The organism is Photobacterium sp. J15, assembly GCF_963870815.1.
Classification (GTDB): domain Bacteria; phylum Pseudomonadota; class Gammaproteobacteria; order Enterobacterales; family Vibrionaceae; genus Photobacterium; species Photobacterium marinum.
The window spans coordinates 463,969-476,668 of sequence record NZ_CAWMUI010000002.1 but is presented as its reverse complement, the minus strand read 5'-3'; the positions used below and the strand labels follow the sequence as shown (position 1 = coordinate 476,668).

At 49.9% G+C, this 12,700-nt stretch carries 12 protein-coding genes; 7 read left to right on the top strand and 5 right to left on the bottom strand.

Annotated features, from left to right (window positions below):
• Nucleotides 1-152 precede the first annotated feature (152 nt).
• A complete protein-coding gene (trxC, locus tag AACQ93_RS18990; RefSeq protein WP_064607783.1) occupies nt 153-590 on the top strand; it encodes a thioredoxin TrxC in 438 nt (145 codons plus the stop codon).
• 126 nt (nt 591-716) lie between these two features.
• Here trxC and AACQ93_RS18985 read toward each other — a convergent pair whose 3' ends face one another.
• On the bottom strand, nt 717-1,064 hold the full coding sequence (locus AACQ93_RS18985; RefSeq protein WP_064607781.1) for a DoxX family protein: 348 nt from the start codon (nt 1,062-1,064) through the stop codon (nt 717-719).
• Between the two features lie 89 nt (nt 1,065-1,153).
• Here AACQ93_RS18985 and AACQ93_RS18980 point away from each other — a divergent pair, with 89 nt between their 5' ends.
• The 6 genes from AACQ93_RS18980 (at nt 1,154) to AACQ93_RS18955 (ending at nt 7,604) form a co-directional block, all read left to right on the top strand.
• Nucleotides 1,154-2,098, top strand: coding sequence for a LysR family transcriptional regulator (locus AACQ93_RS18980; RefSeq protein ID WP_064607779.1), 945 nt, complete (start codon nt 1,154-1,156; stop codon nt 2,096-2,098).
• Between the two features lie 97 nt (nt 2,099-2,195).
• Nucleotides 2,196-3,953 carry an acetate--CoA ligase gene (gene acsA, locus AACQ93_RS18975; RefSeq protein ID WP_064607777.1) on the top strand — a complete coding sequence of 586 codons (1,758 nt, stop codon included), beginning with the start codon at nt 2,196-2,198 and terminating at the stop codon, nt 3,951-3,953.
• A 13-nt stretch (nt 3,954-3,966) separates the two neighbouring features.
• Nucleotides 3,967-5,007, top strand: a complete 1,041-nt coding sequence (pdhA, locus tag AACQ93_RS18970; protein WP_064607775.1) for a pyruvate dehydrogenase (acetyl-transferring) E1 component subunit alpha — start codon at nt 3,967-3,969, stop codon at nt 5,005-5,007.
• Nucleotides 5,008-5,020: 13 nt separating this feature from the next.
• Nucleotides 5,021-6,004, top strand: a complete 984-nt coding sequence (locus tag AACQ93_RS18965; RefSeq protein ID WP_064607773.1) for an alpha-ketoacid dehydrogenase subunit beta — start codon at nt 5,021-5,023, stop codon at nt 6,002-6,004.
• Nucleotides 6,004-7,359, top strand: coding sequence for a dihydrolipoamide acetyltransferase family protein (locus AACQ93_RS18960; RefSeq protein ID WP_064607771.1), 1,356 nt, complete (start codon nt 6,004-6,006; stop codon nt 7,357-7,359). Before AACQ93_RS18965 ends, AACQ93_RS18960 begins: the two co-directional genes overlap by 1 nt.
• A 26-nt stretch (nt 7,360-7,385) precedes the next feature.
• The gene (locus AACQ93_RS18955) at nt 7,386-7,604 is read left to right on the top strand and encodes an acyl carrier protein (RefSeq protein ID WP_232323361.1); all 219 of its coding nucleotides are present in this window, start codon (nt 7,386-7,388) and stop codon (nt 7,602-7,604) included.
• Nucleotides 7,605-7,623: 19 nt separating this feature from the next.
• Here the strand turns inward: AACQ93_RS18955 and AACQ93_RS18950 are convergent, their stop codons facing one another.
• From AACQ93_RS18950 to AACQ93_RS18935, 4 genes are all read right to left on the bottom strand, one after another.
• On the bottom strand, nt 7,624-8,457 hold the full coding sequence (locus AACQ93_RS18950; protein ID WP_064607766.1) for an iron-sulfur cluster-binding protein: 834 nt from the start codon (nt 8,455-8,457) through the stop codon (nt 7,624-7,626).
• Entirely contained in the window at nt 8,450-9,481 is a 1,032-nt protein-coding gene (locus AACQ93_RS18945; protein ID WP_064607764.1) for a 4Fe-4S dicluster domain-containing protein, read from the bottom strand. The genes AACQ93_RS18950 and AACQ93_RS18945 overlap by 8 nt, the downstream gene beginning before the upstream one ends.
• A gap of 2 nt (nt 9,482-9,483) precedes the next feature.
• Nucleotides 9,484-11,580 (bottom strand): formate dehydrogenase subunit alpha, encoded by a 2,097-nt coding sequence (gene fdhF, locus AACQ93_RS18940; protein ID WP_232323360.1) that lies wholly within the window; start codon nt 11,578-11,580, stop codon nt 9,484-9,486.
• 93 nt (nt 11,581-11,673) lie between these two features.
• A complete protein-coding gene (locus AACQ93_RS18935; RefSeq protein ID WP_064607762.1) occupies nt 11,674-12,510 on the bottom strand; it encodes a formate/nitrite transporter family protein in 837 nt (278 codons plus the stop codon).
• Nucleotides 12,511-12,700: the final 190 nt, after the last annotated feature.

Genomic DNA, 12,700 nt, shown 5'->3' with positions numbered 1-12,700 from the left:
TACGCTGACTCGTATTAACCAATAACTGTCTGAAATTACAGAATTAACTATATTAATAGAAATAACCTATTAAACTCATCGGTTATTCCGACTTTGATAATACTGGGGTAGTCGTTACATTATTGCCAAACGAATATGAAAGGAACGCAATAATGACCACAATGACTACCCGATGTCCTCATTGCAAAGCAATGAACCGCCTTCCTATTGATCGCGTAAAAGATGTTGCTTCCTGCGGCGCATGCAAAGAAAAACTTCTTGATGGTAAACCTGTAGAAGGTACAGCCGACAACTTCCTTTCTTTAATTCAAGGTGAACAACCTGTCGTTGTCGATTTCTGGGCTCCGTGGTGTAACCCATGTGTTGGCTTTGCGCCTGTTTTCGAAGATGTTGCCACCGAGCGCGATGGCACAGCACGATTTGTGAAGATTGATACCGAAGCCCAGCAAGCACTGGCCGCTCAATACCGCATCCGCAGTATCCCAACCATTATGGTGTTCAAAAACGGCCAGATGATCGATACCCTGAACGGTGCGCTACCGAAGTCGCAGTTTGATCAGTGGCTGAATCAAGCACTGACGAAAGCATAACGCTATATCACTATTGCGCGATGGTGACAGCCATAGTACCTGTCACCATCGAGATTTTATCTGCCTCCTCTCCTCTTCACTCTTCACTCTTCACTCTTCACAAGACAACTTCAAAAAATGTCCTGACTACCAGTAAATCGACATTGCAGCCACATACACTGAAAGCGTTAGTGTCACCATCGCAGGAATACCGTCTTTCCAGGTATCAAAACGCAGATGGAAAAATATCGCACCAGCCGATGTCCCACACAATGCCAACGCCCCCAGCAACCCAAGCCAGCTTCCCTGAAACCAGATCGTAATTGCACCAAACATTTCAACCGTACCAACCAAAGCCATTATCTGACGGTTAAGTCCGTAGGAATAAAAAAATTCCAGTTGTTTCTCAAAGATCATCTTCTGCCAGCCAAACAGTTTTATGGAGCTAGCAAATAAGAAAAATGCGGACAAAAGCCCGATTACGACAGTTAGCATTTTTAAATCTCTCAATAACACGATTGAATCTTGAAATAAGCCTAATCGGCCACCATCATGAGCGATAGTGATTAAGGTTAATATCAGTTATGAATGAGAATAATATTGCTAAAATTGATCTCAACTTGTTGAAATCATTAAGAGCTTTGCTTGAAGAGAATCATGTCGGTCGAGCAGCTGAAAAAATGAATGTCTCCCAATCAGCCATGAGCCATACCCTTACCAGGTTGAGAAAAGTCTTCGACGACCCGCTGTTTGTTCGCACAGCTAAAGGACTGGAGCCAACCGACAGGGCTCTGGAACTGGATGGAAAGCTACGCTTCATTCTGGATGAAATTGATATTTTGCTAACTCCACCAGACTTTGATATATCCCGAGTGCAATACCGCTTCAGAATACAGACCCATGATTTTCTGGTCGCCGCTTATTTATCTGATGCATTCAGGACCATCAATAAACTGGCACCTGATATCGTTTTTGATATTCAGACCTTAGACAACAACGGCTACCAAAAGCTTGATAACGGTGAACTCGATATGATCATCGGAACAGGTTTACAGGCAAAACCCAAGTTACGCCAAAAACGCCTTGCTGAAGAAAAGCTTGTCTGTCTGCTGGATAAGCACCACCCTGCACTCAACAACTGGAATTCAGCTTCCGTTTTCCAATCTCCCCATATCAAATCCAGCCTTATTCCGGAGAGAGATGATCCTGTCAGTCAGTATGCCAACACTGAAGTTGGATCTACTAAAGATTCCGAGAACAGAAAAGTACCCCGCCGCAATATCGGCTTGTACACCGAAACACTTAGCCAACAACTTCCCCTCATATCCGGCACGGAGTTCATTGGCTTTTTGCCGGAATCACTTGCTGGTCAAGGAGAACAATTTTACGGACTGGCGATAAAGCCTAGCCCGTTTCCCCTACCAGATATCATGATCCGGAGCATCTGGCACGAGCGTCATCAAAACCATCCTGTTCATAAATGGATCCGCGATAAAATCAGTGAGGTTTTTGAACAAAAAAGGGATTAATACGCCTCTCAACTCTGCGAAAGCAGAAGCGCAACGCTTATACCAGAATCTATGGCGGGTACGGCGTTTGTCATCATGCTTAGCACTGGGAGGCTCAATGGCGAATTCAATCATAAAAAAGCCACATTCAGATGTTAAAGCAAATCTGGATGATTACCGCCGTTGCTATCGCGAGTTTGACAGTTCAAACCTAAACGGTCCCTCCCCCAAAGGACTGCCAGCAAAGAACGGCCTCAATATCTGCTATGAAGCCATTGATTGCCACCTGAATACAGAGACTGCTGATAAAATCGCGATTCGTTGGATAAGCAAAGATGATCAGGTTCGCGACTTCACCTATCGTGATCTCAGTGAGCTAACCAGCCGATTTGCCAGCGTGCTGAATACATTAGGGCTGCAACCCGGAGCTCGCATATTCAGCCTAGCAGGAAGAAAACCAGAACTTTACATCGCCGCCCTCGGCACTCTCAAAGCCGGTTGTGTTTTTACTCCGCTATTTTCCGCGTTCGGGCCAGAACCAATCCGCTCAAGAATGGAAATAGGCACAGCTAATGTGTTGCTGACAACCAAAAGCCTCTATCGCAAAAAGATCAAGGACTGGTGGCACAAACTACCAGAATTAAAGGCTATTTTAATCATTGACGGTAACGTGGAAGATGACGGCTGCCACGACCTTTCGGCTTTAATGGACGAAGCCGATCCAAACTTCTCCTGTGTTCAAACCAAACCAGAAGACATGGCACTGCTGCACTTCACCAGCGGTACGACCGGCAAACCGAAAGGAGTTGTCCATGTCCATCAGGCCGTTAGCCATCACATGTTATCTGCTTATTACGCACTGGATCTTAAGCCTGACGATGTTTACTGGTGCACCGCCGATCCGGGATGGGTTACCGGAACATCCTACGGGATCATCGCCCCGTTGTGCCTGGGCGTCACCATGCTAATTGATGAGGCCGAATTCGAGGCCGAACGCTGGTACAGCCTATTGCAGCAACACAAAGTAACGGTCTGGTACACCGCCCCTACAGCGATTCGGATGCTGATGAAAGCCGGAAGTGAACTCTGCCAGCCATATGATCTGTCAACGCTGCGCTTTATTTCCAGCGTTGGCGAGCCACTCAATCCCGAAGCCGTGGTCTGGGGATATAAAACCTTCGGCATTCCCTTCCACGACAACTGGTGGCAAACCGAAACAGGCGGGATCATGATTGCCAATTTTGCCAGTGAAGACGTAAAACCCGGTTCGATGGGCCAACCATTACCTGGCATTGAGGCCGTCATCGTCGAGCATGATCAGGACGGTAATATCAATATTATCTCATCACCGATGCAGGCCGGTGAACTCGCCCTCAAACCGGGCTTGCCATCCATGTTCCGTGGTTACCTCAACCAAGAGGAAAAGTATCGCAGTTGCTTTGAGGGCGGCTGGTATTTAAGCGGCGATCTGGCAATGCAGGATAAAGATGGCTATTTCTGGTTCGTCGGCCGTAAAGACGATCTGATCAAATCTTCCGGGCACCTGATTGGCCCGTTTGAGGTCGAAAGTGCCCTGATGGAGCACGAAGCAGTAGCCGAGGCAGGCGTGATCGGAAAACCGGATCCTGTCGCCGGAGAAATCGTAAAAGCTTTTGTGGCTCTCAAGCCGGGATTCGAGCCGGATGAAGCCCTGCTCAAATCATTAACCGGCTTTGCCCGCAAACGGCTCGGTGCCGCGGTTGCCCCGAAAGAAATCGTCTTTCGCAGCAATTTGCCTAAAACACGCAGCGGCAAAATTATGCGCCGCCTGCTCAAAGCCCGTGAACTCGGCCTGCCTGAAGGTGACATTTCGACGCTGGAAAGTGACGAAAAATAGTGAGTGACGAATAATGACCGAACGACTTCATATCAACCGAAATCACCTACTGCACCAACTAAGACAAATGCTGCGCATCCGCCGCTTTGAAGAAAAATGCGCCGAACTTTATGCCCAGGAGAAGATCCGCGGATTCCTCCACCTCTATATCGGAGAAGAGGCCATCGCGGTCGGTGTCATGAGTGCGCTCAGCGGCGAAGATCAGATTGTCGCCACCTACCGGGAGCACGGCCATGCACTGGCGCGAGGACTGACTATGGGCAGTGTCATGGCTGAAATGTACGGCAAAACCACTGGTTGCAGCCGTGGTCGTGGCGGCTCTATGCACCTGTTCGACAGACCGATGCAGTTTTACGGCGGTAACGCGATTGTCGGCGGCGGATTACCCTTGGCTACCGGGCTGGCACTGGCAAACAAAAAGCTGCAACGCCCGGCCATTGCAGCCTGTTTTTTTGGTGAAGGCGCTGTAGCCGAAGGCGAATTCCACGAAAGCCTAAACCTTGCTGCTTTATGGCAGCTTCCGGTGTTGTTTATCTGCGAAAACAACCGCTACGCCATGGGAACAGCACTGGCAATATCTGAATCCGAAACCAACATTGCCAAAAAAGCCAATAGCTACGGTATAGCTTCTGAGCAGGTCGACGGCATGAATGTGGTTGATGTCGAAGCCGCCGCTCTGGATGCCGTCGCTTATATTCAGGAGCAGCAAAAACCTTACCTGCTTGAATGCCAGACCTACCGTTTTCGCGGCCATTCCAGCTTTGACAGTCAACTATACCGTGACAAAGAAGAAATCACCCTGTGGGAAGAAAAAGGACCGGTTCGCCAGCTTATTAAATGGCTGAGAAACAACAGTCACTTTGAAGACAGCGAACTGGAAACGATTGAAAAAGAAATAGAAACAGAAATCGCCGCCGCCGTTCACTTTGCCGAAGAAAGCGACTGGGAGCCGATCGAAGACTTACACCGGGACGTCTACACACCACCACTCGACTCTTCGCGCCGAAATTCATCACAATCAGATTTGTCACAACCAGATTCTCAACAAAAATAAACAGGGCAAGCTCATGGGTTCGAGAACGTTAAGCTACCGGGAAGCACTTCGTGAAGGTCTGGAAGAAGCCCTGAGTCAGGATCCGCGTGTTTTTCTGATGGGGGAAGATGTCGGTCATTACGGCGGCTGTTATGCCGTCAGCAAAGGCTTGTTGGATCAGTTCGGACCGGAGCGAATTATCGACACCCCACTTTGCGAGTCCGGCTTTGTCGGTGTCGGCATTGGTGCCGCCCTTGGCGGAATGCGTCCGGTGGTAGAAGTCATGACCGTCAATTTCAGCCTGCTGGCAATGGATCAAATCGTCAATACAGCCGCCACCCTCAGGCATATGTCCGGCGGACAGTTTCATGTTCCGCTGGTGATCCGTATGACCTGCGGAGCCGGAAAACAGCTTGCCGCCCAACATTCGCACAGCTGGGAAAATTTCTACGCCCATATTCCCGGCCTAAAAGTCCTCAGTCCGGCGACCCATTGTGACGCGCGATACATGCTTGGACAGGCGCTGGCCAATCCGGATCCGGTGCTGATTTTCGAACATGTCATGCTGCTCAATGAATCCGGAGATGTCCCCGACATCCCTGAAGCATCAATGGAGCAGGCAATTGTCAGAAAAGAAGGCACAGATATCAGCCTGATCAGCTACGGTGGAAACCTGAAAAAAGCCCTGACAGCAGCCGGACAACTTCAGGAAATCGGAATTTCTGCAGAAGTGATCGATCTGCGCTGCCTGCGACCGCTGGATAAACCGACGCTGCTGACCAGTGTGGCGAAAACCCACCGCGCCATCATTATTGATGAAGGCTGGTACACAGGGAGCCTTGCCGGAGAAATCAGTGCCATCATCATGGAGGAAGGCTTCTGGCACCTGGACGCTCCGGTAAAGCGGATATGTACCGCAGAAGTGCCTATCCCCTACCCGAGCCACCTGGAGCAGGCCGCTCTTCCGCAAATTCCGCAGATTGTTGCCACCGCCAAAGCATTAATGGAAGGCCGCTGATGGGCAAAACAACGATTGATATCACCATGCCGTCACTGGGTGCTGATATGCGCGACGGAACACTGGTTGAATGGCAGGTTGTCGAAGGTGACAAGGTCAGTAAAGGCGACATTATTGCCGTAATTGAAACCAACAAAGGGGCAATAGACATGGAATGCTACCATTCCGGAACAATCAGCCAGATCCTTGTCCAGCCGGTTGTTTCCCTGCCAGTCGGTACAGTCTTAGCCCGCCTCGAAGTTGAAGGAGAGCTGAGCGATATCACACCGAGTTCCCCCTCAGCTCCGCAATCAGCAGAAAGCCTCAGTCAGGCTTTACCAAAGGAAGAAATGCTAACAACAGAAGCACAGGCAGCAGAAGTAATAACCAAACAGCCGGCCCAGTATGACTTATCAGAAAAGAACCTTGCCAAACCTTCCAGTCAGAAGCCGACTTCAAGGATACTTGCTTCCCCTGTCGTCAGGAAGCTAACCGCAAAAAACCGATGGGATCTGACAGCCATAAAAGGCAGCGGGCCGGACGGTGCCATATTGTTGAGAGATGTTGAAGGAATTGCCGCAAAACCAGCCTCTACATTACCAGACCCCGGCCAATCCGCCCCTAAACAGCCAGCACCTAGAAAAAAAGCATTTTCGACTCCGCTGGCAGCCGGCATCACTGGACCGGAAAGCAAAAAACGCAAACATTACAACCCGGAAGCCATGCGAACAGCTATCGCCTCAGCAATGGAGCTATCGAAACGGGAAATCCCCCATTATTATCTGTCGCTCGATATTGATGTCACTAAAACCGTTAAGTGGCTTCAGGCAGAAAATGATAAGCGTGAGCCTGATGGACGCATTTTGCTGCTCGCCCTGCTACTGAAGGCAACGGCGCAAGCACTGGCTAGATTTCCGACTCTCAATGGCTTTTATCAGCAACATCAGTTTGAACCGGGCAAAGGCATTCACATCGGTAACGCCATCAGCCTGCGAGACGGCGGTCTGGTAATTCCGGCTATTCACGATGTCGATCAACTTTCAGCTGACGCTATCATGCAAGCACTACGCGATGTTACCGAACGTAGCCGAACAGGTCACTTGCGAACCTCGGAGCTGACAGATGCCACCATTACCGTCACCAGCATCGGCGATCGTGGTTCCGACAGTGTCTTCGGGGTTATTTATCCGCCACAGGTTGCCATTGTCGGTTTCGGCCGCCTGCGCCAGGCAGCCATCGTCAAAAACGGGGAGCTTGTGATCGCCGACACTATCACTGTTACCCTCAGTGCCGATCATCGAGTGAGTGACGGCACCTTAGGCGCGAAGTTTCTCCGTGCGTTGTCAAATAACTTACAAAAACCGGAAGCATTATGAATATTGATGAAATCAGAATGATTATTATGACAGCAATACAAGGTATTGCCCCGGAAATAGAAGAGGGAGATATCGATCCGGACGAAGCTCTTCGTGACGAGTGCGATCTTGATTCAATGGACTTCCTCAACCTACTCACTGCTATCAAAAAGGCATGCGGAGTTAATATCCCCGAACAGGATTACCCGAAAGTCAGAACGCTTAGCGGCATAATCAAATACCTTCACAGCCATTTAGTTCAATAAAGAACTATTCGCAAGAATCCTAACGCTCGGCAGGCAGGTATTGCTGCAACTCATCCCAACTAAACGTCGGACCGTCTGTACAAACATACTTACTTTTCGCGTAGCAATGCCCACAGGTGCCGACACCACAATGCATTCGACGTTCGACCGACATATAAATTGAATGATCAGAAACCCCATAAGCAACCAGATATTCAGCCAGGCTAAACATCATTCCCTCAGGTCCGGCAAGCAATACAACATCCGGCAGCTCCCCGAAACTGTCGAGAACCGTCGGCATGATATCGGAAGGTGTACCACTGTATTCACTTTCGTCACCATTGGTGTCACCGTTCTCAATCATATTGAACACCGGAATAAACTGCTGCCAACGCGTCCTTTCTCTATTGAGCATCTTAGCCTGGCGATTACGAGCGCCGTACACCACAGTCAACTGAGTATAGTTTTGCTGTTGAATCAATTCATCAACTACACCAACTAAAGGCGCAAGCCCACAACCACCACCAACAACCAACACGCGTTTATCGGCGATCTTCTTCATCGGCCAGCCGACACCATATGGCCCACGCGCGCCTAGGACCTGCCCGGCTTCCTGCCGGAACAACTCTGATGTCACTGTTCCCATTTTCCGGACCAGACCATGAAAATTACCCTCTTCATCAGGGAGCCGGGTAAAAGTGAAAGGCGCTTCCCCCGCGTTCGGCAGACACAACATGAAGTACTGTCCGGTTTTGGCTTTCTGCCATTGATCTATATCTGCGCCCGGCATCAGGCGAAAGTGAAAATGCCGGGCCAGTTCGCCGTCATCATAAAAGTCAATCAACTGAATCGCGGTTGGAGTTAGGCTATGCATCGTTGACTATCCTTTTCATTATCGAATGAACCCCTATTACCCCTGGACACGCCTGCTCGCACCGACCACAACCCACGCATCCATAACGGCCGAACTCAGGTAAAAAATCATCACTGAACTTGTGATACCAGAAGCGCTTTACCCGCTCTCCGGCCTGCTCGCTCGGGTTATGGAAACTGGCTTCCCGCTGAAATCCTTCATACAGGCAAGAATCCCAGAACCTAACCTGCTCACTGGATTCGGGGGTCACATCAGCATTTTCATCAATCAATTTGTGAGTCTGGGTCCCATAACAGGAACAGGTGGGACACAAAGTTGTACAACCCGAACAGGCAAGGCACTGAACCCCGACCTTATTCCAAAAAGTTTCCGACGGTTCATCCCGGTTAATCAGTTCAATTCCCTGCTGGATATAAGAATGATCCTCAAATTCATGTTCACAATGACTCAAGCGATCCCAGCGCTGATTCATGTCATGAGAAGATGCCGGAGTCAGCGACATACCATGAATGGCATCTTTCCCCCGTGTGGTAACCGCGACCAGCAGCCAGTGTCCTTCCTCCAATGGATGAAGGATCAAATCAGCCGTTTCGTCGCGCACGCCGGGACCGGCATTGACCATATAACAAAACCCGTTTTTGCACGGGTGGGTACAGTCAATACCCACCAGCAGCGCCTGTTTGCGGCGAGCCTGATAATACGGGTCTTGTTCAAAAAACGTATCCTGATAATGGATGGCGGTTAAATCACAGCTATGCACCCCGAACAAAACAAAAGGCTCCGGCTCGGGCAATGTTTCGCGGAAAAACTGACCGTCAAAGACATACAGCGGCTCCCTTTCAGCAAAGAAGAAACCCTTAGCTGAACTCATGGGCTGTTGGTTTGTAAGCGGCGGAAAGATATCCGACTCGACCTGCTGCCAGTGAGCTTCACCTTCAGCGGTTTCCACCACCTGATAGAAACGGTGAGAATCAAACAAGTGACGTTGTAACTCACCGATCGACTCTAGCAAATATTGCTGCATCGTTATTCTTCCTCCCATAAACGCCGGACGTCCTTAGGGTCTTGCCCTGATGGCAGCGGGAATACCGCCACAGCACACGCCTTCAGCTCAGGCATTTTAGTAATCGGATCCTGCGCCGTATTCGTTAGTTGGTTAGAAGGTGCTTCTTTGAAATGGTATGGCATGCTTACCAGCCCCGGCGGCACATCATCAGTGATCATGGCGCGTGTCTCGATATAGCCACGTCGGGAACGGACACCTACAGGCGCATAGCGGGTAATTTTCAGCGAACGGGCGTCATCGGGATTGATAAACAGCACACCCGGCGGGATTTCCCGTTCAAGCAAAGGGGATTTTCGGGTCATAGAACCGCAGCCATAATGAAAATGGAGCCGGTTGGTGGTCAGCAGCAACGGATACTGATCATCTGCCGGTTCATCAATTTCAGTGTAATGAACCGGTATCAGCTTCGCTTTGCCTATCGGGAAACTGTTGCGATGGAGAATGTCTGTCCCTTCCGGCGCATCCTGATTGCATGGCCACTGCAACCCCTGCTCTCGATCAATCGCTTCATAACTCATTCCCTGATAAGAAGGCGTCAGGGATGTCATTTCATTGAACACTTCTTCACTGTTTAACCAACTAAGTTGATTACTGCCAAGACGCTCTGCCAGCGCCCTCATCCATTGCCAGTCCCCCATTGCAGAGCCGGGAGGACTGAGTGCCGGAGTGATATGCTGTACGCGGCGCTCACAGTTGGTAAAGGTGCCCTCTTTTTCGGCGAATGACGCGGCAGGAAGAATAATGTCAGCCATTTTGGCAGTTTCGGTCATACTCAACTCGGCAACTACCAGTAAATCCAATTCCTTAAGCGCCGCCCGGACATGGTTCTGATCCGGATCTGTCACTACGGGATCTTCACCAAAAAGAATAAGCGCACGAAAATCACCGGCTAACGTCGCTTTTGTCATTCCCAGTGACGTCAGCCCCGGTTGATCAGCAACGTCCCCTTCCCATGCCTGAGAGAACTTTGCCTGAGTATCGGTGCTGTCCGCCCCCTGATAACCGGGATAGACATTGGGCAGACAGCCCATATCACAGGCTCCCTGCACGTTGTTTTGTCCCCGCAGCGGGTTAATCCCGGTTCCCGGCCTGCCTATATGACCACAAGCCAACGCCAGGTTAGAAAGACCAATCACACTCTGTGTCCCGCTGACAAACTGGGTGATCCCCATACCGTAGAGGATCATGGCGCTTTTCGCCTGACTGTAAGCCTTAGCTACCTGTCGTATCTGTTCGGCACTGACACACGTTGACCTCTCAACTGACTCGGGCGTGACATCCTCAACGTTCTTCGCCAGTTCATCAAAACCTTCACAACGCTGGCTGATAAAATCCCGGTTGTGCCAGTTCTCTTTGATGATGACATGCAACATCGCATTGAGCAGAGCGATATTACTGCCCGGCCTGAGCTGAACATGCATATCAGCGACCTTGGCAAGACGAGTAACTCTGGGGTCGATGACAATCAACTTCGCCCCTTTTTGCTGCGCTTCGAATATCTGCCCGCCAAACACGCTGTGATTTTCTGTCGGATCTGCGCCGATAACGAGAATAAGATCAGTGGCAAAGATGTCTTTGGCACTATTGGTCATCGCTCCTGAACCTAATGTTTGCTTTAACCCGGCTACTGTCGGGCTGTGACAAATTCGAGCGCAGTGGTCGACATTGTTAGTTCTGAGCACCGCTCGGGCAAGCTTCTGAGCGGCGTAGTTATCTTCATTGGTGGCACGAGCACTACTGATCACCCCAACAGCAGCGGGGCCAGACTCTTCCAGCACATCCTTCAGTGAACTACTGATAGTGTCCAGCGCTTCATCCCAGGTGATTGGCTCGAAATGATCTTTGATACGTTTGAGAGGTTCAGTGATCCGGTTGTCCGGATTAATGGCATAGGCTGTGCTCCAGCCTTTTTCACAGAGTTTACCGTGGCTCATCGGATGGTTGGGCAAAGGCTCAACACCCGTGAGCATTCCCTTTTCATCGACTTTCAGGTTAATCCCGCAACCTACACCGCAAAACGGACAGACAGTTTTAACAATTGAGGAAGTCATCGTCATACACAGCCTATGTCGAGTATTGGTCTGAGTATAGCAATCATGCCGAACCTCAATAGAAGCAGGCATGAGAATAGCGCCATAAAATCAGTAAGATTAATCCTTCGGCTTAGTCGGGTTCGCCCCTCTGAGGTAAATAACATGATAAACAAGGCCCACCAGCACACTACCACCGACAAGGTTCCCTAGAATCACAGGAATCAGGTTGCCGATAAATCCCATCATGGTGACCGACTCCGCCGCAATCCCGGCATCACCGGATAATTTCAGCAGCATCGCCAACGGGATGAAATACATATTAGCGATACTGTGCTCAAAACCGGCGGCAACGAAAGCTGAAATCGGGAAGATAATCGCCACCGCTTTATCAATCACACTGCGCCCAGCCAGTGCCATCCACACCGCCATACACACCAGCACATTACAGAGCACACCGCGAAAGAAAGCGATCCAAAATGGCATGTCACACTTCGCTTCCGCAATCTTGAGATAAACCGCAGCAATCGCCCCGTTATTAAGGTCGGTATGACCGGAAAGGAAAACCAAAATCGCCAGCCCTGTCGCACCGACAAAATTAGACACACAGACAACCAGCCAGTTTTTCAGCAGCTCTGCGGTAGTAATTTTGTTATCCGCCCAAGCCATTGCTAGCAAATTATTCCCGGTAAAGAGTTCAGCCCCGGCCACAATGACCAGCAGCAAGCCCATCGAAAACATCATGCCACCAAGAACCTGCCCGGTGGCATAACTGAAAGAGGCGTCAGATTTAATCAGAGTGAAATACAAAGCACCGAGACCAATGAATGCGCCGGCCAACACCCCCAGCATCACCATAGAGAGCAGTGGTAACCTTGCTTTCGTGACTCCGAGCGTATCGACTTTCTCAGCAATTTGTTTGGGAGAAAACGCATCAAAACCGTAAAGATCAGCCATGCCAACTCCTTGGTATCAAATCTGACAAGTCCCCGTGACAAAAATAAAAAGCAACGGGGGAAATCTGCTTCTTAAGCTAGTCCAGATTGCTGTTTTATCAATATAAAGCCCTAATAAATGTGGATGATTTTGCTTTCACATTGCTGATAAACAACTCCGATAAATGTGTCAAAGCTCTCAACAATCCCGA